The 22,323-nt window shown below is 44.7% G+C and carries 21 protein-coding genes; 6 read left to right on the top strand and 15 right to left on the bottom strand.

Annotated features, from left to right (window positions below; translation table 11 throughout):
• The first annotated feature begins 3 nt into the window (after window positions 1-3).
• Window positions 4-267 (top strand): cell division topological specificity factor MinE, encoded by a 264-nt coding sequence (gene minE, locus OCV20_RS04660; protein WP_010436847.1) that lies wholly within the window; start codon window positions 4-6, stop codon window positions 265-267.
• Window positions 268-396: 129 nt separating this feature from the next.
• Here minE and rnd read toward each other — a convergent pair whose 3' ends face one another.
• The 8 genes from rnd to OCV20_RS04620 form a co-directional block, all read right to left on the bottom strand.
• The gene (gene rnd / locus OCV20_RS04655) at window positions 397-1,515 is read right to left on the bottom strand and encodes a ribonuclease D (RefSeq protein ID WP_050620928.1); all 1,119 of its coding nucleotides are present in this window, start codon (window positions 1,513-1,515) and stop codon (window positions 397-399) included.
• Between the two features lie 143 nt (window positions 1,516-1,658).
• Window positions 1,659-3,353 carry a long-chain-fatty-acid--CoA ligase FadD gene (gene fadD, locus OCV20_RS04650; RefSeq protein WP_017062375.1) on the bottom strand — a complete coding sequence of 565 codons (1,695 nt, stop codon included), beginning with the start codon at window positions 3,351-3,353 and terminating at the stop codon, window positions 1,659-1,661.
• A 106-nt stretch (window positions 3,354-3,459) separates the two neighbouring features.
• A complete protein-coding gene (locus tag OCV20_RS04645) occupies window positions 3,460-4,311 on the bottom strand; it encodes an alpha/beta fold hydrolase (RefSeq protein WP_050645444.1) in 852 nt (283 codons plus the stop codon).
• A 49-nt stretch (window positions 4,312-4,360) separates the two neighbouring features.
• The gene (locus OCV20_RS04640) at window positions 4,361-4,921 is read right to left on the bottom strand and encodes a Slp family lipoprotein (RefSeq protein WP_048610435.1); all 561 of its coding nucleotides are present in this window, start codon (window positions 4,919-4,921) and stop codon (window positions 4,361-4,363) included.
• Between the two features lie 35 nt (window positions 4,922-4,956).
• On the bottom strand, window positions 4,957-5,262 hold the full coding sequence (locus tag OCV20_RS04635; RefSeq protein WP_048610433.1) for a hypothetical protein: 306 nt from the start codon (window positions 5,260-5,262) through the stop codon (window positions 4,957-4,959).
• A 72-nt stretch (window positions 5,263-5,334) separates the two neighbouring features.
• A complete protein-coding gene (tsaB, locus tag OCV20_RS04630) occupies window positions 5,335-6,036 on the bottom strand; it encodes a tRNA (adenosine(37)-N6)-threonylcarbamoyltransferase complex dimerization subunit type 1 TsaB (RefSeq protein ID WP_086775834.1) in 702 nt (233 codons plus the stop codon).
• 59 nt (window positions 6,037-6,095) lie between these two features.
• Window positions 6,096-8,024, bottom strand: a complete 1,929-nt coding sequence (locus OCV20_RS04625) for a DNA repair helicase YoaA (protein WP_048611472.1) — start codon at window positions 8,022-8,024, stop codon at window positions 6,096-6,098.
• 160 nt (window positions 8,025-8,184) lie between these two features.
• Window positions 8,185-8,385 (bottom strand): hypothetical protein, encoded by a 201-nt coding sequence (locus tag OCV20_RS04620; protein ID WP_017062381.1) that lies wholly within the window; start codon window positions 8,383-8,385, stop codon window positions 8,185-8,187.
• Window positions 8,386-8,667: 282 nt separating this feature from the next.
• On the opposite strand from OCV20_RS04620, the gene purU reads away from it, so the two are divergent.
• Window positions 8,668-9,501 carry a formyltetrahydrofolate deformylase gene (gene purU / locus OCV20_RS04615; RefSeq protein WP_048611587.1) on the top strand — a complete coding sequence of 278 codons (834 nt, stop codon included), beginning with the start codon at window positions 8,668-8,670 and terminating at the stop codon, window positions 9,499-9,501.
• 314 nt (window positions 9,502-9,815) lie between these two features.
• Here purU and OCV20_RS04610 read toward each other — a convergent pair whose 3' ends face one another.
• Window positions 9,816-10,412, bottom strand: coding sequence for a VOC family protein (locus OCV20_RS04610; RefSeq protein WP_086775833.1), 597 nt, complete (start codon window positions 10,410-10,412; stop codon window positions 9,816-9,818).
• Between the two features lie 347 nt (window positions 10,413-10,759).
• Here OCV20_RS04610 and argS point away from each other — a divergent pair, with 347 nt between their 5' ends.
• The gene (gene argS / locus OCV20_RS04605) at window positions 10,760-12,493 is read left to right on the top strand and encodes an arginine--tRNA ligase (RefSeq protein WP_017063415.1); all 1,734 of its coding nucleotides are present in this window, start codon (window positions 10,760-10,762) and stop codon (window positions 12,491-12,493) included.
• 80 nt (window positions 12,494-12,573) lie between these two features.
• On the opposite strand, the gene OCV20_RS04600 is transcribed toward argS, so the two are convergent.
• Window positions 12,574-13,745, bottom strand: a protein-coding gene (locus OCV20_RS04600) for an IS3 family transposase (protein WP_108721736.1) whose coding sequence is annotated in 2 segments (ribosomal slippage) — window positions 12,574-13,463 and window positions 13,463-13,745 — 1,173 coding nt in all. Because the reading frame shifts where the segments join, the coding sequence is not laid out codon by codon here.
• Between the two features lie 719 nt (window positions 13,746-14,464).
• Between OCV20_RS04600 and OCV20_RS04595 the strand changes: the two genes are divergently transcribed.
• Both OCV20_RS04595 and OCV20_RS04590 read left to right on the top strand, forming a co-directional pair.
• Window positions 14,465-15,385, top strand: a complete 921-nt coding sequence (locus OCV20_RS04595) for an IS5 family transposase (RefSeq protein WP_086773621.1) — start codon at window positions 14,465-14,467, stop codon at window positions 15,383-15,385.
• A gap of 312 nt (window positions 15,386-15,697) precedes the next feature.
• The gene (locus tag OCV20_RS04590; RefSeq protein ID WP_048610423.1) at window positions 15,698-16,126 is read left to right on the top strand and encodes an HIT domain-containing protein; all 429 of its coding nucleotides are present in this window, start codon (window positions 15,698-15,700) and stop codon (window positions 16,124-16,126) included.
• Window positions 16,127-16,232: 106 nt separating this feature from the next.
• On the opposite strand, the gene OCV20_RS04585 is transcribed toward OCV20_RS04590, so the two are convergent.
• The 5 genes from OCV20_RS04585 to OCV20_RS04565 all read right to left on the bottom strand — a co-directional run bounded on the left by OCV20_RS04585 (window position 16,233) and on the right by OCV20_RS04565 (window position 20,411).
• A complete protein-coding gene (locus OCV20_RS04585; protein ID WP_108721729.1) occupies window positions 16,233-17,075 on the bottom strand; it encodes an IS3 family transposase in 843 nt (280 codons plus the stop codon).
• A complete protein-coding gene (locus OCV20_RS04580) occupies window positions 17,072-17,581 on the bottom strand; it encodes a helix-turn-helix domain-containing protein (protein WP_086774936.1) in 510 nt (169 codons plus the stop codon). Before OCV20_RS04580 ends, OCV20_RS04585 begins: the two co-directional genes overlap by 4 nt.
• A 107-nt stretch (window positions 17,582-17,688) precedes the next feature.
• On the bottom strand, window positions 17,689-17,919 hold the full coding sequence (locus OCV20_RS04575; protein ID WP_086775977.1) for a FeoC-like transcriptional regulator: 231 nt from the start codon (window positions 17,917-17,919) through the stop codon (window positions 17,689-17,691).
• Window positions 17,916-20,189 (bottom strand): Fe(2+) transporter permease subunit FeoB, encoded by a 2,274-nt coding sequence (gene feoB, locus OCV20_RS04570; protein WP_202910161.1) that lies wholly within the window; start codon window positions 20,187-20,189, stop codon window positions 17,916-17,918. Before feoB ends, OCV20_RS04575 begins: the two co-directional genes overlap by 4 nt.
• The gene (locus OCV20_RS04565) at window positions 20,190-20,411 is read right to left on the bottom strand and encodes a FeoA family protein (RefSeq protein ID WP_004734203.1); all 222 of its coding nucleotides are present in this window, start codon (window positions 20,409-20,411) and stop codon (window positions 20,190-20,192) included. It lies immediately after the preceding gene.
• Window positions 20,412-21,039: 628 nt separating this feature from the next.
• Between OCV20_RS04565 and OCV20_RS04560 the strand changes: the two genes are divergently transcribed.
• Window positions 21,040-22,211, top strand: a protein-coding gene (locus OCV20_RS04560) for an IS3 family transposase (protein ID WP_108721736.1) whose coding sequence is annotated in 2 segments (ribosomal slippage) — window positions 21,040-21,322 and window positions 21,322-22,211 — 1,173 coding nt in all. Because the reading frame shifts where the segments join, the coding sequence is not laid out codon by codon here.
• The last annotated feature ends 112 nt before the right edge of the window (window positions 22,212-22,323 follow it).

Genomic DNA, 22,323 nt, shown 5'->3' with positions numbered 1-22,323 from the left:
ACAATGTCATTATTAGAGTTTTTTAGACCACAGAAAAAGACAACCGCAAACCTAGCCAAAGAACGTTTGCAGATCATTGTTGCAGAGCGACGCAGCCATGACGATCCAGCGCCGTCTTATCTGCCGCAACTGAAAGAAGACATCTTGAAGTGTATTGCCAAGTACGTTGAGGTCGACCCATCAATGGTTGATCTGACTTTTGAACACAAAGATGACGACATCTCAGTGCTAGAGCTGAATGTTAAGCTTCCAGAAGAAGATCGATAATCTTTCTGAACAAGATAGGCAGGTAATACACTTGCTTGTATTGATTAAATAAAAAAGAGAGCCTAGGCTCTCTTTTTTGTATCTGCAGTTTATAGCTGTAACTAAGTTAGGCTTTAAAGCAGCAAGCGGTTATTTGATCGCTTTGCTCAGCTTTTCGCCAACCACATCTAAACGCCAGCCTTGCATAACATCAGGCAGCTTCTCTGGGTTACGATCGTGCTTCCACACCCAACTTAACACTTGGTTAAGTTGCTTCTTAGATGCCAAGAATTCCGTAGCCAAACCGCTGTGCTGTGATGCTGTTTTCACTTCATCTTTCAACACTTTGAACAGTTGCTTGTAGCCAGGGAAGTCCATTAGACGTTCTACTGGTGCTGGGTACTCTTCTTCTGGTGTATGTTCCGCTAACTTAACGATTGAGCTGATCTTCGCACCATGGCGACGCACAGAGCGGTAATCGAAACCTTCTTGCTCCATGTGCTTAGGATCTTTCATCGCAAAACGCGCCACAGCCCATAGGTCTTGTTCTTTGAAGACAAAGTTCAGCGCTAAATCGCGCTTGATTGCTTCTTTTAGACGCCAAGTTGCTAGAGGTCGTAAGATCGCTAGCTGCTTAGGTTTAAGCTGCCACGCCCCTTTAATATCAAGGTAGGCAGTGTCTGGGTTTACTTTACGGATGCGCTTGGCAACTTGTAAGTCAGACTCTTGTTGAGCCGCTTCCCACCAGCCAGCTTCCATCACTTTTTCTAGAAGCTTGTTGTACATTGGCATTAGGTAATGCACGTCTGCTGCTGCGTAGTCCAATTGCTTTTGAGAAAGCGGACGCGCTAGCCAGTCTGTGCGAGATTCACTCTTATCGAGATCGACACCGACAAACTCTGAAACCAGAGCAGCAAAGCCTGTTGATAAGCCATGACCTAAGAAAGCTGCCATGATTTGTGTATCAACCATTGGGGTTGGTGTGCAGCCAAATGCGTTTTGGAACACTTCCAAATCTTCACCGCAAGCATGCAGCACTTTCAGAACAGAGGCGTCTTTCAACAATCCAACAAATGGTGTCATTTCACCAAGAGCAATAGGGTCAATCAGTGACAGCGTTTCACCATCAAATAACTGAATTAAGCCTAATTGAGGGTAATAGGTTCTTGTACGAACAAACTCCGTATCAAGCATAACGACATCGGCTTCACGTGCTTGTTGGCAAACTCGCTCAAGGTCTTTCAATTGGGTAATGATTTGATAATCCACAAAAACTCTCACAGGTTTCTATTTGATCGCCGGATACAAAAATGCCGACATTAACTGTCGGCATTCTAACACCATTTTTCAGCGCTCGCTTAGATTAAGCGCCTCTATGGTTATGGTGCTGTACTTTCGCGTAAACGGGTTAATTATTCGCTAGCGCGTTTCGCAAGTTCTGCATCGTTTTCTTCACGCAGTACTCGGCGTAAGATCTTACCTACGTTAGTCTTTGGAAGATCATCTCTGAACTCGACTAATTTAGGGATCTTGTAACCCGTTAGGTGCTCACGACAGTGCGCGATAATGTCTTCTTTGGTCAGGCTAGGGTCACGCTTAACCACGTAGATCTTAACCAGCTCACCAGACACTTCATGAGGTTGACCGATAGCTGCCACTTCTAACACCTTACCGTGCAGAGCCACTACGTCTTCAATCTCGTTCGGGTAAACGTTGAAGCCTGATACAAGAATCATGTCTTTCTTACGGTCAACGATGTACAACAAGCCTTCGTCATCAAACTTAACGATGTCACCTGTCGATAACCAACCGTCTTGATCGATCACTTCTTTAGTCGCTTCAGGGCGCTGCCAGTAGCCTTGCATCACTTGAGGACCACGAACTTGTAGCTCGCCTACTTGGTCATTAGCAATAACCTTGCCTTCATCATCAACAATACGAACTTCTGTCGATGGTACAGGTAGGCCAATAGCACCTGTGTAGTCTTTCAGGTCGTATGGGTTACCTGTTACCAGTGGTGAACACTCAGTTAAGCCATAGCCTTCCAATAGGTGAATGCCTGTCGCTTTCTTCCATTGCTCAGCAACAGCACGTTGAACCGCCATGCCGCCGCCAACAGATAGGCGTAGGTTACTGAAATCCAACTCGTGGAAATCTTCGTTATTAACTAGTGCATTAAACAGTGTGTTTACACCGGTAATCGCAGTAAACGGAACCTTTTGCAGCTCTTTAATAAAGCCAGGAATATCACGAGGGTTAGTAATTAGAAGGTTACGACCACCCATCTCAACAAACAGCAAGCAGTTCACCGTCAGTGCAAATACGTGGTAAAGCGGTAATGCCGTTACAACTAACTCGCGGCCTTCTTGCAGAACAGGACCGTAAGCCCCTTTCGCTTGAAGTACGTTCGCGATCATATTGCGGTGCGTTAGGATTGCGCCCTTCGCAACACCCGTAGTACCACCGGTGTACTGTAGGAACGCGATGTCATCACCCGCCATGAACGGCTTCACATATTGAAGACGACGACCTTTGTGCAGCGCTTTTCTGAATGAGATAGCACCCGGCAGATCATACTTAGGCACCATGCCTTTTACGTATTTCACTACGAAGTCGACAATTGTCCCTTTCGCGCGTGGCAACATTTGCCCTAGGCTAGTTAGAACTACGTGTTTAACCGGCGTGTTATCAACAACTTTCTCTAGCGTGCTCGCAAAGTTAGATACGATAACAATCGCCTTTGCACCAGAATCGTTCAGTTGATGTTCAAGCTCACGAGGTGTGTACAGTGGGTTGACGTTCACTGCAATCATACCGGCACGCAATACACCAAATAGTGCAATTGGGTATTGCAGTAGGTTTGGCATCATTAGCGCGACGCGATCGCCCTTCTTCAGTTTCAAGTCATTCTGTAGGTAAGCGGCAAAAGCACGGCTGCGCTCTTCAAGCTTACGGAATGTCATAATCGAGCCCATGTTCTCGAATGCAGGTTGGTCCGCGTACTTCTGTACCGACTGTTCAAACATTTCTACAAGAGATGGGTACTGATCTGGGTTGATCGTTTCTGGTACGTCACTTGGATAACGTGAAAGCCAAGGTTTATCCACGATGTTACTCCTCGTTTATCAGCTGACGACTGCTTCGCCGCTTTTTATCATTGCGGTATTACAGCACAGCTTTAGTGCATGAGCACTAAAAGGCTCAAACACTTGTTTAAATTTTGTTAACTACACCAAGAATTAGCTCTGAAACTAGCTCTGGGCTCTCTAAATGACAATGATGTCCACCAGGAACAGTCTCTATATGCAGAGGACTATGCACTGATTTGTAGCGATTATGCTGCAAATGTCGGAATCCATCATTCCCTAGGATTATTAATTGAGGGCATTCAATAGCCGCCATAATCGCTTCAGCGTGCGCCTGTGACATTCGATATAACGAGTCACATTTTAGATTAGGGTCGCATCGCCATTGCCAAGAGTTCTCGAACTCGACAATACCTCGCTCAACAATAGGAGCGATTAATTCAGCATTAATTTGGTTGGCGTGAGCTCTCAGCTTAATAGCATCCTCAAGGCTTGCCAGAGGACGTGAAGGCTTTCTTCGCTGTCGAAGACGACTGAGTACCCCATCCCTCAAGCGAGAGACTGTTTCGTGGGGAGCTTCAGAAAGAGGTCCGTGACCTTCAATTTGAATCAATCCTGACACCTTTTCAGGAAAGGCGGCACTATAGCAACTTGCTATCAATGCACCAAGTGAATGTCCTACCAGTACCAGTCTGTTTGGCGATAATTTAGTCACCAACTGATGCAAGTCATCAATATAATCATGAAATGGGTAGTAACTTCCCGATTTGTGCGACGAGAAGCCGTGTCCGAAGAGGTCGATAGCTACAAGGTGAGCATTGGGAGCAAGCTTGGCGACTTGCTGCATAACCTGGTTAAAACTGGACGAATTGTCCAACCACCCATGAATAAAAACGACCGTCGTTGCGGTCGTTTGTGGGTTGCCAATCTGTTGTGTTGCAAGCGTCCCGCTCGCGAGGGAGTATGACTTTTCAATCATCAAACATTTAGTTCCATCTGTTTGAGCAATCAACGTCTAATAAAAATAATTACTCTACGTCCTGTATCACTCGGCCTTGTCTTGGCATCGTTTGAAAACTACGACAATGTAAACTTCTGCACGAGTAGTAGGTTGGTGCAAAATCGTTAACAACAACGCGCTCAGTAATGTTCCACAGTCGTTGGTTGTCCACTTTCATTACAGGGAAGGTGTAAGGGTATTCCCCTATTTTTCCATCTTCACTTCCGCTTGAATGACCGACCAAAGTAATCAGGCGACCTTCTGCAAAGCTTAGAGGTTCAACGTACCCTTCAATATAACCAACAAAACGTCCGCTTGGCTCTGCGTCTAGATCAGGCTTACCGCTACTCGAAATCGGCATATTGGCGACTTCGATTCGAGTCCTGTCTTTCAAGTTGGTCACTTTAGAGATAACGCCACCTAATCGAACACTTTTCGCATCCGGTAGTTGGTCGACCCATTGTTGGTAATCACTAATCACAGGCTCTGATTTTGCTTCAAGCTCGCTAGGAAGTGATGAACACCCGGCAAGCACCAAGACACCAAGAGAAAAGGCTATTAAGCGTAATTTAGAGAGATAGTTAGACATGGTTCTGGTCCTTAAACAGGCATTAATAAGAAGCTCTAGATGTAGATATCGACACCGATAAGCTTTGCAAGTTCTTCTTTCTTCGCCTGATTCATTACATCCATATACTCTTCCATAGCCTTACGTCCTCGGCCTTCTGGAAGATCATACTGGATTTGAGCCTTGTGCAGTTCAGACTCTTTAACTTGACGAATAGAATGAGAAACAGCATTAGCCACCTTAGTCGGTTGCCCAACCGCAGTGCTAGCATCAGATTTTTTTGCCTGCTCCTTCTTTTTAATTCGATTCGGCTTAGACGTATTGCCTATCGAAGAAGGAGGTAAGTTGTTAATTGATACCATGACTAAATATCTGCCCTCTCAAATCTAAATAATACGCATTTAGACCTAATTTGCATCAGAACCTTGTAAAAATTATTCGCGACCTGGCAGTTTCTTCCAAGTCACTTTGTCACGAAGATAAACTGGCTCAGACTCTTCTGCTGCAACCGCTTTACCTTCTGCATAAGCGAATTGAGCAAGGAACGCCATATCTTGAGCTTCTGGGAATAGCACTTCACACGCTTTGGTGTTGATCGCTAGTGTGTCCATATGCTCGGCATAAGCTACCCAGCCGGTACCGACTTTCGCCCATGTTTCAGAATCTGCTTCTAACTGCGCAGCCAGTTCACTTGGTGGTATTACACATTCGGCATCCACCGCAGTCCAACGACCATCTTGTTCGCGGCTGTAACGAGCCCAGTATACTTCGCTCATACGCGCATCAATCGCTGTCGCAACGTGAGTTTCACCAAATTTACGGTAGCTGCCTTGCGCCATCGCTGCCAATGTAGAGACGCCGATCATCGGTAAATCAGCACCAAAAGCTAAGCCTTGAGCAATACCAATACCAATACGTACACCCGTGAAACTGCCTGGGCCTTGGCCAAACGCGATAGCATCGATATCGGTTAAAGCGACATTCGCTTCTTTCAGTACTTCATCCACCATAGGTAGAATTTTTTTCGTATGGTCTCGAGGAGCCTCTTCGCTACGTGCGAACACCTGGTCACCCATTACTAATGCAACTGAACAGTTTTCAGTTGCGGTATCTACTGCAAGAATTTTCGCGCTCATTTGTGTCTCAAATATCTGTTATCTAATCTAAAAATAATGGCTAAATTCAACAATGCCAATTAATCAGCAGCGGTTGAATGGTCTTTAGCTAAGAATTCTTTAATGACCCCTAAGTCACGGGTACGTGGGATAGGCGGTAAACTCGCCAAAAATATGCCACCGTAATCGCGAGTCACCAATCGGTTATCGCAAATAATCAAAGCGCCATTATCGCGCTTGTCACGTATCAATCGGCCGACACCTTGTTTCAAGGTAATCACAGCGTCTGGCAACTGTACCTGTGCAAAAGGATCACCCCCTTTTAATTTACAGTCCTCGATTCGAGCCTTAAGTAAAGGGTCATCAGGGGCCGTAAAGGGCAATTTATCGATGATAACACAGCTTAATGCGTCGCCCCTAACATCTATCCCCTCCCAGAAAGCACCAGTAGCCACCAGCAATGCGTTACCTAATTCCATGAATTCGGCTAAGGTTTTTTGCTTACTTGTCTCACCTTGCAGCAGAACTGGAACCGAGAGGGTTTCACGGAATCGCTCCCCCAACTCTTTCATCATGCTGTGTGAAGTACACAAGAAGAAGCAGCGACCTTGGTTTTGCTCAATCACAGGGGTCAGCATTCTTACTAGCTTATCGGCTAAGCCCGGGCTATTCGGCTCAGGAAGATAACGAGGCACACACAAGCGCGCCTGATTCGGGTAATCAAACGGGCTCGGCAGTGAAAACTGTGCCGACGGTTTTAAGCCTAATCGAGAAGTAAAGTGGTCGAAATCATCCGACACCGCCAAGGTTGCAGAGGTAAATACCCAAGCACCCGGTTTAAGCTCAATCTGCTCGTGGAATTTATCGGCGACAGAAAGCGGTGTGATGTGCAAAGCAAAGTGGCGCGGCGTGGTGTCATACCAATACGAATAGCCAGTGATCGACACGTCGCATACACGTTCGATACGCGACTTAATCATGTTTGCGCGTTCGAAAGCGGTATCTAACAGTTGGCTTCGCCCAAGTGCTAACTTCAATACATCAACAGCAAGTTGTAGAGCATCTTGCAAACGAACCAACTCGCGTGCAATCGACTCAGATTTCAAGGCTTCGCGCCAGTTACCACGAAAGCCGGTATCACCAAGCACAATACGCAGATCGGCTGACGATTGAACGAGCCTATCCCCTACTTTCTGTAGCTGACGCATGTCTTTGGCTTCAGTTCGGTAAGCGATTTCAATGTCTTTAGCTAGCTCTTGGATCTGTCGACTGGAAACCGATTGTCCGAAGTACTGGCTGGCGATGTCAGGAAGTTGATGCGCTTCATCGAAAATAAACACATCAGCTTCAGGAATCAGCTCACCAAATCCGGTCTCTTTAATCGCCAAATCCGCTAAGAACAAGTGGTGGTTTACCACAACCACATCAGAGTCCATCGCTTTTTTACGCGCTTTCAGCACGAAGCAATCGGTGTAGCTTGGGCACTCTTTACCTAAGCAGTTGTCATTGGTCGAGGTAATAGTCGGGATAACCGGGCTGTCTTCGGCGATATCATCACAATCGCCCAAATCACCCGTTTGAGTGGATGACGACCAACTACGAACTTTGACTAACTGAGCCAGCAGTGTTGGATCGGTATGAGCACCATGACTCTCGATCATTTGACGGCTGAGCCTATCCAAACACAAATAGTTTGAACGCCCTTTGAGTAACGCAACTTGACCATAAAAGCCAAGCGCATCGACCATCAAAGGTAAATCTCGGTGAAACAGCTGCTCTTGAAGGTTTTTAGACCCCGTACTAATGATGGTTTTCTTGCCACTCAGTAGCGCTGGCACTAAGTAAGCAAAGGTCTTACCGGTACCCGTTCCCGCTTCAACAACTAATTGGCTCTGTTTCTCAATAGCTTGTGAAACCGCTTCAGCCATGTCTAGCTGAGCTTGTCGTGGTTGAAACCCGGGGATCGCTTTACCCAGAGCACCATCAGCAGAAAACGTTTTAGATATCATAGAGTACGAAGTTTAGAAAAATAGAAGGCGAATTATGGCAGGTTTAGTGAGCCGGCGCGAATCAAGAATGACTTCGCACCGGAGGTGTTTGGTTTAGTTTGACGTGACTTAAGCTACCTTGAAGGTAAGAACTGAAGAAGTAAGAATTAGAGAGTCGTTTTTATTTTCGACTTAGATAACGTGACAGCCAAGGGGCACCTTCAAAATGGTTATCACCGGGCTGTATGGCTTTCGCTGCATCGGTTGGTGAGGTCTTACTTTCCCACATTTCATCTAGAACATGACCATCTAACTCGGTACCTCTCGCCAATGAATTCACTCGCTTGCAGTACAGTTTTTTGGCTAGTAACTCTTTATCCATAAGTATCACCTCTATTTTTGGCCAAGGCATAAATGCCTCGGTTGAAGTTCAAATGCGTACTACGGTCAAAACTTTTAAAAATGAAGCTTCTGCCTGTTTTTCTATCTAAAAACTGATATTTCTATATCAAACAATTTATCAAAGCGATAAATCAGCAGCAGAATTTGTTGAAACCAACTTGATAATAGATTAATTATAACGGTGATATTGCGGCTCAGTTCACCGTTCGACGGCCTGCATTTAATTTGAAGAATAAAAATATTTCATGGAAGTAAGATGCAAATGGAAAGAAAAACTTTACTAACACATTGTACTGATGCCCCGGGCCTCATCTCTAAGATCACCAACATTTGTTATAAGCACCAACTCAATATTATTCACAACAATGAGTTCGTAGATAACACAAGTGGCCACTTCTTTATGCGCACCGAGCTTGAAGGCTATTTCAATGATGAAACCTTGCTTGCCGATTTAGACCAAGCCCTGCCAGAAAACACGAAACGTAAGCTTGTTGATTCGTCTCGCAAGCGTGTAGTGATACTCGTGACCAAGGAAGCACACTGCCTTGGCGACATTCTCATGAAGAACTTCGATGGCAGCTTAGACGTTGAAATCGCAGCCGTTGTCGGTAACTACGACATTCTACAAAGCCTAACCGAGCGCTTTGACATCCCTTACCACCATGTTTCTCACGAAGGGCTAAACCGTGAAGAACATGAGAAGAAGATGCTAGAAGTAATTGACCAATACGAGGCTGATTACCTTGTTTTAGCTAAGTATATGCGAGTGCTGACTCCAGGATTTGTTGAAAAGTACAACCACAAGATCATCAATATCCACCACAGCTTTTTGCCAGCATTTATTGGCGCGAAGCCATACCAACAAGCGTATGAGCGCGGCGTGAAGATCATTGGCGCAACGGCACACTTTGTGACTAATGATTTGGATGAAGGCCCAATCATTAAGCAAGATGTTATCCCTGTGGATCACAACTTCAGCGCGAAAGACATGGCACAAGCCGGTCGTGACGTAGAGAAGAATGTATTAAGTAAGGCGTTAAACAAGGTGATCAATGATCATGTGTTTGTTTACGGCAATAAGACTGTGATTCTGTAAGTCGGATAACGATTTCCGGTAAGACTTCCAGTTAGAACCCAATAAAAAACGCGCAATAGGGTTAGCCCATCGCGCGTTTTTTGTATCTGATGATCAGACTCGCTTTACGAGATTCCCAATTACACTCCTTCGTCGCTATCGGGAATGACGAAGTCGATGATGAATCTTCTCGCTATAGGCTCCAACATACGCCCTCGAACGCTCAGTCTTTCAGTATCCATAGATAGACTGTGGCAAACACCTTCGAACACCCCGTCATTCCGACGAGCCTAGGCGAGATCAGGAATCTCTTTCCTGGCAACTCTCTGCTCAAATTACGCCTGTTCTGATTCCACAATCTTCTTCAAAGAGTGTGGATGTAGCTTGATGCAAATCCCTTGATGTTTAAAAGCCACTGTTGGGTTATTCAAACGTTCACCCTCGCCTTTCGGGCTAGAAAGTTTGATCTTAACGCCTTGCTCAGCCAGCGTTTCAAAGTTAGCAGCGAACTGCGGGTAAGTTTCTTTAAGATCCGCTAAGTACTCATCAGCCGTTTGAGCATGAGACGGAATCACAAACTCTACATGTTCCCAATCTTGGCTTGGGTAAATCTTACCTTCTGCTGGATATGGCAGCTCTAAACATTCAATGCTCCAGCCAAGGCTTTTCAACGGTTCATCGAAAGCCAACACCACAATTGGACGACCATTAATCATCGCCTCTGAAATCGTAGAGCCGTACTCAGACCATGCTTGATGGGCAGATTTCGCTAGCTCAGTGTCATTGATTCGAAGCGCAATATGATCCGCTTGAGCAAAGCTTAAATCCAAACCCAATGTATTTCCTAGGTTCTCGATTTTTGCCATAAAGGTATCAAGGCGGGCGATCATTTGTTGTGGTTCTAGTTCAGCTTGCTTCAGGCTCATCATCATTGTCTGTGTTCTCCAAATAATGGCTGCATGTTATCAGTTTTGCCTTTTGCAACAAGCGTTGCTTTTACAAAAAATACTCAATAACTATGTTCTTTTCGCTCCTTAAACATGCAAACGCGTCTTGCTAAAAGTCGATTGTCAAAAACCACTCAGGAAATGTTAATTTTCTATCAATTCGACCTATAAGAAACCCCACAAAATTGGTATGATTAACGCCATTTTTGTGAACTTAAACAGTGTCTGTTGTTCATTTCGGCATTAAATCGTTAACTAGATGCATAATTAACCAATTTAATGACCTCGAAATAACGGCCACTCTTATCATCCTTGAATTGAAGGAAACGCGTGTGAATATCCAAGCACTTATTAATGACAAAGTATCTCAGGCTCTAGAAGCCGCTGGCGCACCTGCAGGCTCTCCTGCGGCTGTTCGCCAATCTGCAAAACCACAATTTGGTGACTACCAAGCAAACGGCGTTATGGGCGTTGCTAAGCGACTAGGCACTAATCCTCGAGAGTTTGCTCAAAAAGTATTGGACGTTCTAAACCTAGACGGTATCGCTTCTAAAGTAGAAATCGCAGGCCCAGGTTTCCTTAACATCTTCCTAGATGAAGCTTTCCTAGCACAACAAGCAGACGCAGCATTGGCTGATTCTCGCCTTGGTGTTGCAGTAGCAGAAACACAAACAATTGTTGCAGATTACTCTGCACCAAACGTTGCGAAAGAGATGCACGTTGGTCACCTACGTTCAACGATCATTGGTGATGCGGTAGTTCGTACTCTTGAATTCCTAGGCCACAACGTTATCCGTGCTAACCACATCGGTGACTGGGGTACTCAATTTGGTATGCTTATCGCAAACCTTGAGCGCGTTCAAGCTGAGTCTGGCGAAGTTTCAATGGAGCTTGCTGACCTTGAAGGCTTCTACCGTGAATCTAAAAAGCTTTACGATGAAGACGAAGAGTTCGCAGTTAAAGCACGTGGCTACGTTGTTAAACTGCAAAGCGGCGACGAGTTCTGCGCAGAGATGTGGAAGAAGCTTGTTGATGTAACAATGATTCAAAACCAACGCAACTACGACCGTCTAAACGTATCTCTAACACGTGATGACGTAATGGGCGAAAGCATGTACAACCACATGCTTCCAACTATCGTTGCTGACCTAAAAGAGCAAGGTCTTGCTAAAGAAGATGACGGCGCACAGGTTGTATTCCTAGACGAATACAAAAACAAAGATGGCGACCCAATGGGCGTTATCATCCAGAAACGTGACGGCGGCTTCCTTTACACAACAACAGATATCGCTTGTGCAAAATACCGTTTTGAAGAACTAGGCGCAGACCGCGTACTTTACTTCATCGACTCACGTCAGCACCAGCACCTAATGCAAGCTTGGACTATCGTTCGTAAAGCAGGTTACATCCCAGAATCTGTTTCTCTTGAGCACCACGCGTTCGGCATGATGCTAGGTAAAGATGGTAAGCCATTCAAGACTCGTGCAGGCGGTACTGTTCGTCTTGCTGATCTTCTTGATGAAGCCGAAGTTCGTGCAGCGCAGCTAATCGAATCTAAGAACCCAGAACTAGCAGAAGACGAGAAGAAAGCGATCGCGAACACAGTTGCTATGGCAGCGGTTAAGTACGCAGACCTTTCTAAGCACCGTACTACTGACTACGTGTTCGATTGGGACAACATGCTTGCATTCGAAGGCAACACAGCACCGTACATGCAGTACGCATACACTCGTGTTGCTTCTGTATTTGCTAAAGCTGGCATTTCTATGGACTCGCTTGAAGGTGAAATCAAAATCACTGAAGAGAAAGAGAAAGCGCTTATCGCGAAACTTCTACAATTTGAAGAAGCAGTTCAGTCTGTTGCTCGTGAAGGTCAACCACACATCATGTGTAGCTACCTGTTCGAACTAGCTGGTCAATTCTCTAGCTTCTACGAGGCGTGCCCTATCCTAGTTGCTGAAGACGAAGCTGTTAAACAGAGCCGTCTGAAGCTTGCTGCACTAACAGCGAAGACGATCAAGCAAGGTCTGTCGCTTCTAGGTATCGATACTCTAGAACGCATGTAAGCGATTCGAGATTCGAGATTCGAGATTCGAGATTCGAGATTCGAGATTTGATATGGCCCCTAAAAAGTAGACACAGGGGTTTAGTTGATTAGTTCAAAGTCCATGGGACTCACTCCACCTAGAGTCCCATGTCTTCTTACTGGATTATAATAGGTATCGATATAAATTCGACTCTGCATCGTCATTTCTTGTCGTGAAAGCTGATCTAAGTTGTTCATCCACTCTTTCTTATATTGCGCAAAGAAGCTTTCGGAACAAGCGTTGTCCCAACAGTTTCCTTTTCTCGACATGCTGACTTTAATCTTTCGTTTACGGTGCCAACGGATCGTCTCCAACGCTCGATACTGTATACCTTGATCGGAGTGAAACAAAAGCTCGTGACCTAAGGGCTGCCTTTGTTTCCAAGCCTTATTCAGGCTTCTTAGCACTAACTTTGCGTTATTAATGCGACTTGTCGACCAACCAATCACTTTGCGTGAAAACAAATCTAAGACGACGCACAGGTATTGCCAACCATCAGTACAGCGCACCTGAGTTATATCTGACACCCAAACTCGATCGGGTTTATCCACCTTAAATTGACGGGCAAGAATGTTATAGGCAGGTATAAGCGTATTTTGTCTTGGTGCTCGTCCATATCGCTTCTTGCTCGCGCAAGAGCGATAGCCCATATTCTGCAGAAGCCTCTGTACTCGCTTTTTATTACAAATAAAGCCGTTAGCGACCGCTGCTTCCCAAAGCTTTCGATAGCCTGGAATACAATACTGAGCTTTGCTTTCTCTCCTCAAGTAGTGACTTAAAGACTCATTGTCTGTCTCTCGCTTCGATGGTTTCCTTGTTAGCCACTTGTAATAACCCGCTTTAGAAACACCCAACCATTGGCATAGTCGTATGACAGGAAGCTTCACACTGGCCTTCTTAAGGATATACTCGAACCTTATTCTTTTTGGCTGTCGAAGAAAGCCTTCGCTTCCTTTAAGAAATCATTCTCCAGCTCTGCCATCTCAAGCTTCTTTTTCAATTGACGGATCTCTTTCTCCAGTTGTGCAAAGGATTTTTCGGGGCCGTGGTTAGGTATTGGGAGGGAGTTAGTCTTTTTCGATGTCATTTGGCATCTCCATTTAGAAAGTAGCACCGGCGATATTCCTAAGGATAGTGCTACTGACTTAACGGTATCAGAAGAATCGAGAGATCGCTGAACAGCTTCTCGTTTAAATTCGTCTGTATATTGTCTTTGTGATTTTACTTTCATGACACTCAATGCTCTGTATTAAGTGTCTACTTTTATGGGGTCACATCAGATTCGAGATTCGAGATTCGAGATTCGAGATTCGAGATTCGAGATTCGAGATTCGAGAAAATTAGAAAGGTTGGCGTGAAAGCGTCAACCTTTTGTTTTATCTGAAGGTTTATTTAATCGACTATCTATGCGATTAGCTAACCTACACAGCAAGAGATCTCCTATTTCGCTCCTTCGTCGCTCTAGGAGATGACGAGAATAGGTGTAGTGAATCCAAGACAGCATCAATGATACGCCATCAAGTCACACCAAATCGTTATTACTTTCCCCAACCGTCACTTCCTTAGTGAAGAACCACGTCATTGAGAACCCACCTCAAGCGAATAACACCAACAAATCAATGCACCATCACTTTCCACGCCCGTCATTCCCTAAAGTGAGGCACGAACGTGATAGGGAGTCCCCTAAAACACGTAACAACAGCAAACCAATTCGTTATCACTCTCCCCAATCGTCACTTCCTTAGTGAAGAACCAACGTCATTGAGAACCCACCTCAAGCGAATAACACCAACAAATCAATGCACCATTACTTTCCACGCCCGTCATTCCCTAAAGTGAGGCACGAACGTGATAGGTAATATCCTAAAACAGGCTTTGTTGCGTAATTCAATGGAACTAAATCAAGAACCTACGATCTGATCAGCTACCTCCACTCTATCTCGTAGTCCTATGCCTAAGCCTCGTTATAAAACAACCAACTGGAAGCAATACAACCGATCACTCATTAACCGTGGTTCTCTGACTTTTTGGATTGATGAAGAAGCAATAAGCGGATGGGCGCAAAGCAAACAGAATAAGCGCGGTAGGCCGCGTCGGTTCAGTGATTTAGCTATCACGACAGCACTCATGGTCAAACGAGTTTTTTCTATGCCATTGAGAGCGCTGCAAGGATTTATCGACTCGATATTTAGGTTAGCCCATGTACCGTTAAGTTGTCCGCATTACACCTGCATCAGTCGTAGAGCCAAGCAAGTTGAGGTTTCATTTAAGACTAAAACGAGAGGAGCGATACAGCACCTAGCCATTGATGCTACTGGCCTTAAGGTTTATGGCGAAGGTGAATGGAAAGTCAAAAAACATGGGACGGATGGCAAGCGTAGAGTCTGGCGAAAGCTGCATATTGCAGTCGATACCAACACTCATGAGATCATTGCCGCCGAGCTAAGTTTATCGACGGTTACAGATGGAGAAGTACTCCCGAACTTACTGAAACAAACACGCCGAAGTATCCTTGAGGTGTCTGGTGATGGCGCTTACGACACGAGAGCGTGTCACGCTGCTATTAAGATTAAGGGAGCTATTGCGCTTATTCCCCCAAGAGAAGGGGCTGCCTTCTGGGAGCGTGGTCACCCTCGAAATTTCGCCGTGGGTTGCCAGAAATTATACGACTCAAATAAGTATTGGAAAGAGCGGTATGGATACCACAAACGTTCACTCTCAGAAACAGCGATGTATCGAGTTAAACAGTTGCTAGGAGGGAAACTGAGCTTAAGAAATTACAATGCCCAGGTGGGTGAAACTTACGCGATGATAAAAGCGTTGAACAAGCTTACTGGGTTAGGTATGCCTGAAACTTGTCGTATTGACTAAGAAACAAGCGAAACGGGTTGGCTCTATCTCTAAATTTAATTACGCAACAAAGCCCCTAAAACACGTCACAACAGAAAACCAATTCGTTATCACTCTCCCCAATCGTCACTTCCTTTAGTGAAGAACCAACGTCATTGAGAATCCACCTCTAGGCGCGTAACACTAGCAAAGCAATACACCATCACTTCCCCAAACGTCACTCCCTACAGTGAGGCACGAACGTGATAGGGAATCTGCTTATTGAGAACGTAAGCCCTAGCCACATTCAAACTCCGACCTTATACTCATGTAAAACAATTAATTGGAAAGATCATGAGCTTCGAACTTCACCCGCAACTTGCGAAAGACACCACACTTATCGGCGAATTTCCACTGAGCTTGGCTCTGCTGCACAAAGATAACGCAGTGCCTTGGGTTATCTTGGTACCAAAACGTGCCAACCTAAAAGAGTTGCACCACTTACCAATGAAAGAGCAACAGCAGTTCCTACATGAATCTCAGGCGGTAAGCCAAGCACTAGAAGCCACGTTCCAACCAGACAAATTGAACCTTGGTGCGCTGGGTAACATGGTGCCACAACTGCACATTCACCATATTGCACGCTTTAAAGACGACATTGCTTGGCCTGGCCCAGTATGGGGAAATACCAAAGGTGAACAGCGCAATGAAGAAGATCAAGCTGCTATCCTGACTCGTATTCAAAACGTTCTGTCACTGAGCTCTATCTTCAAGAAAGCATAATTCGAGTTCATCTCATTGAGCTTTAAAGCAAAACACTTCAGAAAAGACACATAACAAAAAGCCGCTCATCTTAGATGAAGTGACCCCGTAAAGTTGGACATTTCTGTTAAGCGGCTTTCAAGGCCTGAGTTCGATATTCTATCGGAGTCAGGCCTTTTAGTTTCACTTTTATACGTTTGGTATTGTAGTACTCGATGTATTCTTTAATCTGCTCTATCAGAGCATCTGCATCTTCAAAGCTTTGGTTGTGATACATCTCGGTTTTGAGTAAAGCAAAAAAGTTTTCAGCAACAGCATTATCCAAGCAGTTACCTTTTCTCGACATGCTTTGCGTTAACCCACTCTCCGCTACCTTTTTCTGATACTGTCGATGGCGATATTGCCAACCTTGATCGCTATGTATAATTGGCTTTGAGTTGGGTTTAAGCGTTGATATAGCTTCCGTCAGCATATCTGTGACAAGCGGCAAGCAGGCATTTTTGGCCACTCTATAAGCAACCACCTCCTGAGTAAACAAGTCGACAACGGGAGATAAGTATACTTTCTGCTCTTTGACTTTGAACTCCGTGACATCAGTTACCCACTTTTCATCGGGTTGAGTCGCACTAAAATCTCTTTCAAGAACGTTGGGAGCAGCTTTTCCTGACTCTCCTCGGTATGAACGATACTTTTTAATCCTGACCGTCGATTTAAGGTTGAGCTGAGCCATAAGCCTTTGAACCGTTTTGTGATTAAGCACGAACCCCTGATTCTTTAGTTCCAAGTGAATACGGCGGTAGCCGTATCGCCCCTTATGTTCATGATAAATTGACTTTATCAACCGCAGCTCACGTTCGTAGCTATTTTGGCGCTTGCTCGTTTGAGCCTGATAATAAAAGACACTTTTTGCCAACTGTAGAGTGTGCAGTAAGTGCTTTAATGGGTACTTGCCTTTAAGAGTTAGAGCTATGACCGCTTTTTCTTTGTTCGACGGTTTTTTTTCTGCTCCAACTCTTCCAACTTTTTTAGAACGGCATTCTCGGTTCGTAAGTAGACCAACTCCTCTTTTAGCTCCTCAAGTGTCATTTCATTATCAGGCTTAGTGGTACGTTGAGGTTGCTGTTTCATTGAGGGTCTTCCTTTCTGGCGCATTTCGAGCCCCTTGATACCGAGCTCATTAAATCGTTTAAGCCAGACAGAGAGTATTCCAGGGGATGAGAGGTTTAATACAGCGCTAGTGTGCGTGAGAGACCATTCATTCGTCCACATTAAATTCAATGCTTTTCGTTTTGTTTGAGCAGTCGCGGCATGATTAGTTGGTAAAAATGAATCAGTACCATGGATGGCAAAGACTTGAGCCCAATACCGTATCTGCCTTGAAGAAATTGAATATTGTTTTGCTAAGTAGAGAGATGACGTGCCATCTAAGTATTGCTTAGCAATGATACATTTTAGCTCTCGGCTATATTTGGACATAAAAAGACCCCCAATAATTGGTGTCCAACTATTGGGGGTCAGTTCAAGATAAGCGGCTTTTTATTTTTCTAATCTCGCCTTTTTCAACGAGATAATGAAGACCTGAACTACATCATCACGTTAAGCGACAAACCATCTTGTTTGCTGATGGTGTAGCGAATACGCGTTGTATGACCATGCTTATTCGTATCGACCAAGCGAGATACTTTCCCTTTCCTGACCCACACACTCAGCATCGCATCGATGCCATCTTCACTCATGCCAAACTTTGCAGCGAGCTCTTTACGAGCCGCAACGCCTTGGCTATCAATGTATTGATGAAGTTCAGTTAAAATCATACTACTTGCACCTCTAGTACTTTCTGCTTACTGCCCACTTTCTTGAAGACGCGATACGTCACAACAAAACCACCAGCAATCGCCACCATCCATACTGCACTTGTCACTGGGTGTGCAGCAAAGTTTGCCGCTTGGTAGTAGAAAGTCGCACCAAAGTAACCAAGAGCCATCGTCCAAACCGCGATGAAGCGTGCAAAAGTCTGACCAAATTCACGAACATAAGCACCCATCGCGGCCACACAAGGCGTGTAAAGCAGGATAAGAATCAAGTAAGCGAATGCCGCATGACCAGATACAAACTTGTCTTTCAAGTTACCAAAGATAGAGGTATCGACTTCTTGGTCAGCTGCTACAGAATTAGAATCAGACAAGTCGCCAACTTCAATACCCAATGGATCTGAGTAGCTCAAACCGGCTAGGTTTTCAGGGATTGTCATTACCGCTTCTTGCAGGCTTGCTGCTAAGTCAAACTCAGCCGCTTCTTCATCAGAAGGCGTTGTGTATAGGCTATTTAATGTACCTACAACAGCTTCTTTAGCGAAAATACCTGTGATGATACCAACCGTTGCAGGCCAGTTCTCTTCAGTAATACCAATTGGTTGGAATACAGGTGTTACAACCTGAGCCGCTTTAGACAGTACTGAGTTTTCGCTGTCTTCGTTACCAAAGCTACCGTCCATACCTAGAGAGTTTAGGAAGCTTAGAATAGCCACAACCATCACGATTGTTTTACCTGCGCCAAGTACGAAACGCTTCAGCTTCTGCCAAGTTTTCAGCATTACGTTTTGCACTGTCGGCAATTCGTAATCTGGCATTTCCATCACTAAGCTGTCGCTGCTACCTGGGTAGATCGTGTTTTTCAGGAAAAGGCCCGTAAACACAGAAGCAACGATACCCATGATGTACAGAGCGAATACTACGTTTTGTCCTGCACCAGGGAAGAACGCCGCTGCGAACAGTGCGTATACCGGTAAACGAGCACCACATGACATAAACGGCGCCATTGATGCTGCCAGTTTACGTTCGCGCTCTTGGTCAAGAGTGCGAGTTGCCATGATTGAAGGCACGTTACAACCAAAGCCCAGTACAAGTGGGACAAATGCTTTACCCGGTAAACCAATCTTCTGCATCACTTTATCAAGTACGAATGCAGCACGAGCCATGTAGCCTGAGCTTTCTAGTACCGCTAAGAATAGATAAAGCGCAGCGATAACAGGAATAAAGGTCGCAACCGTTTGGATACCACCGCCAATACCATCAGCAAGTACAGTGACTAACCAAACTGGTAAATGGCCATCTAATAAGTGGTGTCCACCATCAACTAATATTGCCCCAACACCAATATCGAAGAAGTCGATAAACGCACTACCGATATTGATAGAGAACATGAACATTAGGTACATGATGACGAAGAAGAAAGGAATACCGACCCATTTGTTCAAAATGAATTGATCGGCTTTCTCTGTAAAGTTACGGCTTAGTTTGCCTTCGCTGCGACGAACACGTTTACAAAGGTCATGTAAGAAAGTGTATTTAGCGTCAGCAACAGCAAGGTCAATATCGAAATCAGCACCAAGACGCACGCTATCAATTTGAGTGCGAGTTTGTGGAGCCAGTCCATTCAATACCAAGTAATCATTTTCTAAAGCACGAATCGCGAGCGCTCGGTGAGATACGTCAGCATCATCAAATTGTGACTCAACAGAAGGGATAAGAGCTTCTAACGCGGCATCGTAATCAATAGAGATAGGGTCAAGGCTCACACCTTGAACAAGCAGTTTATGCAGACGCTCTTTAAAGCGAACCACTTGACCTTTATCGTTTGCAGACAAGCTTAGAACTGGGCAACCTAGCTCTTTCTCTAGTGCTTTAAGGTTAATCACCTGACGTTCGCGCTTCAATACATCCATTTTGTTCAACACAACGATCATTGGGCGACCCAACTCACGTAGTTGTAATGTCATGTATAAGCTTCGTTCTAGACAGCTAGCGTCGACAACATTGATGATCACATCTGCTGGGTGAGTTAAAACAGCGCGAGACGCGATAGATTCATCGATGCTGTTCGCATCATTACCACTGTCTAGTGCGTAGATACCCGGTAAATCCGTTAGTTGAAACTGATCACCTGCGTGCGAGTATAAACCCGTCTTCTTTTCAACAGTGACACCAACCCAGTTACCAACGTGCTGCTTGGCACCTGTCAGTGCATTGAACAGTGTTGTTTTACCACTATTCGGGTTACCAACGGTAAGAACTTGATAATCCATTTAGATAACCTCGATTTGTTCTGCAATGCTTTCACGAATGGCGATAGAAACACCTCTCACTTCAACTTGAAGCGGATCACCCATAGGTGCACGACGGATAAGCGTCACCTCGGTTTTTGGCAACATACCCATGACCATAAGTTTTTTCCTTACGTCTGGTGTTAAACCTGTTAGTGCAACAATAGAAGCCGCCTTTCCTTGCTCTAGTTGTGAGAGTTTCATAAGTACCCAATTCGTGACTGATAATGAGAAAGATTGTTATTAACGCTATGATACACATACATGCCCACAATTCTATTGTGTGAAATCAATGTTTTCGAAAATACATACTCGTAAATTTCGTTAAAAACGTTTACGTCAAAAACGTTACTTTCAACAACTAGCGAGAACTACCCCACTAGTACAACCCCTTCCAAACCACAACAAATCATTAATTATCAATCAGTTAAAATAATGTCGGTTTTCTCATAGGTATCTGTCGTTAATTTTATAAGTAAAATAAGTACCTGGACGTATAGTTACTCCATCGAAGAGAAACTACTTCTCTTTAATTTTATTCCAGAGGTGATATGGCTTTGCTATATCACTCCGGCAGCAAGCGAAGGTGTCATTGGCACCCGTGGTATAGTCCCCCCGGCTATGCCACGATATTTTTTTCTTCCCTTTGTTTTATCCCAACAACCTTTTTAAACTCCCCATTTATCTCGTATCTCGTATCTCGTATCTCGTATCTCGTATCTCGTATCTCGTATCTCGTATCTCGTATCTCGTATCTCGTATCTCGTATCTCGTATCTCGTATCTGATGTGACCCCATAAAAGTAGACACTTAATACAGAGCATTGAGTGTCATGAAAGTAAAATCACAAAGACAATATACAGACGAATTTAAACGAGAAGCTGTTCAGCGATCTCTCGATTCTTCTGATACCGTTAAGTCAGTAGCACTATCCTTAGGAATATCGCCGGTGCTACTTTCTAAATGGAGATGCCAAATGACATCGAAAAAGACTAACTCCCTCCCAATACCTAACCACGGCCCCGAAAAATCCTTTGCACAACTGGAGAAAGAGATCCGTCAATTGAAAAAGAAGCTTGAGATGGCAGAGCTGGAGAATGATTTCTTAAAGGAAGCGAAGGCTTTCTTCGACAGCCAAAAAGAATAAGGTTCGAGTATATCCTTAAGAAGGCCAGTGTGAAGCTTCCTGTCATACGACTATGCCAATGGTTGGGTGTTTCTAAAGCGGGTTATTACAAGTGGCTAACAAGGAAACCATCGAAGCGAGAGACAGACAATGAGTCTTTAAGTCACTACTTGAGGAGAGAAAGCAAAGCTCAGTATTGTATTCCAGGCTATCGAAAGCTTTGGGAAGCAGCGGTCGCTAACGGCTTTATTTGTAATAAAAAGCGAGTACAGAGGCTTCTGCAGAATATGGGCTATCGCTCTTGCGCGAGCAAGAAGCGATATGGACGAGCACCAAGACAAAATACGCTTATACCTGCCTATAACATTCTTGCCCGTCAATTTAAGGTGGATAAACCCGATCGAGTTTGGGTGTCAGATATAACTCAGGTGCGCTGTACTGATGGTTGGCAATACCTGTGCGTCGTCTTAGATTTGTTTTCACGCAAAGTGATTGGTTGGTCGACAAGTCGCATTAATAACGCAAAGTTAGTGCTAAGAAGCCTGAATAAGGCTTGGAAACAAAGGCAGCCCTTAGGTCACGAGCTTTTGTTTCACTCCGATCAAGGTATACAGTATCGAGCGTTGGAGACGATCCGTTGGCACCGTAAACGAAAGATTAAAGTCAGCATGTCGAGAAAAGGAAACTGTTGGGACAACGCTTGTTCCGAAAGCTTCTTTGCGCAATATAAGAAAGAGTGGATGAACAACTTAGATCAGCTTTCACGACAAGAAATGACGATGCAGAGTCGAATTTATATCGATACCTATTATAATCCAGTAAGAAGACATGGGACTCTAGGTGGAGTGAGTCCCATGGACTTTGAACTAATCAACTAAACCCCTGTGTCTACTTTTTAGGGGCCATATCATATCTCGTATCTCGTATCTCGTATCTCGTATCTCGTATCTCGTATCTCGTATCTCGTATCTCGTATCTCGTATCTCGTAT

Source organism: Vibrio coralliirubri (assembly GCF_024347375.1).
In the GTDB taxonomy this organism is placed as follows: Bacteria; Pseudomonadota; Gammaproteobacteria; order Enterobacterales; family Vibrionaceae; genus Vibrio; species Vibrio coralliirubri.
The sequence above is the reverse complement of the archived record's forward strand: the minus strand, read 5'-3'. Positions and strand labels throughout refer to the sequence as shown.

Coding starts and splice junctions, on each gene's coding strand:
- minE (WP_010436847.1), top strand. CDS start 4: ATGTCATTATTAGAGTTTTTTAGACCACAGAAAAAGACAACCGCAAAC.
- OCV20_RS04645 (WP_050645444.1), bottom strand. CDS start 4,311: ATGATTGAAAAGTCATACTCCCTCGCGAGCGGGACGCTTGCAACACAA.
- OCV20_RS04640 (WP_048610435.1), bottom strand. CDS start 4,921: ATGTCTAACTATCTCTCTAAATTACGCTTAATAGCCTTTTCTCTTGGT.
- OCV20_RS04635 (WP_048610433.1), bottom strand. CDS start 5,262: ATGGTATCAATTAACAACTTACCTCCTTCTTCGATAGGCAATACGTCT.
- tsaB (WP_086775834.1), bottom strand. CDS start 6,036: ATGAGCGCGAAAATTCTTGCAGTAGATACCGCAACTGAAAACTGTTCA.
- OCV20_RS04625 (WP_048611472.1), bottom strand. CDS start 8,024: ATGATATCTAAAACGTTTTCTGCTGATGGTGCTCTGGGTAAAGCGATC.
- OCV20_RS04620 (WP_017062381.1), bottom strand. CDS start 8,385: ATGGATAAAGAGTTACTAGCCAAAAAACTGTACTGCAAGCGAGTGAAT.
- purU (WP_048611587.1), top strand. CDS start 8,668: ATGGAAAGAAAAACTTTACTAACACATTGTACTGATGCCCCGGGCCTC.
- OCV20_RS04610 (WP_086775833.1), bottom strand. CDS start 10,412: ATGATGATGAGCCTGAAGCAAGCTGAACTAGAACCACAACAAATGATC.
- OCV20_RS04595 (WP_086773621.1), top strand. CDS start 14,465: ATGCCTAAGCCTCGTTATAAAACAACCAACTGGAAGCAATACAACCGA.
- OCV20_RS04590 (WP_048610423.1), top strand. CDS start 15,698: ATGAGCTTCGAACTTCACCCGCAACTTGCGAAAGACACCACACTTATC.
- OCV20_RS04580 (WP_086774936.1), bottom strand. CDS start 17,581: ATGTCCAAATATAGCCGAGAGCTAAAATGTATCATTGCTAAGCAATAC.
- OCV20_RS04575 (WP_086775977.1), bottom strand. CDS start 17,919: ATGATTTTAACTGAACTTCATCAATACATTGATAGCCAAGGCGTTGCG.
- feoB (WP_202910161.1), bottom strand. CDS start 20,189: ATGGATTATCAAGTTCTTACCGTTGGTAACCCGAATAGTGGTAAAACA.
- OCV20_RS04565 (WP_004734203.1), bottom strand. CDS start 20,411: ATGAAACTCTCACAACTAGAGCAAGGAAAGGCGGCTTCTATTGTTGCA.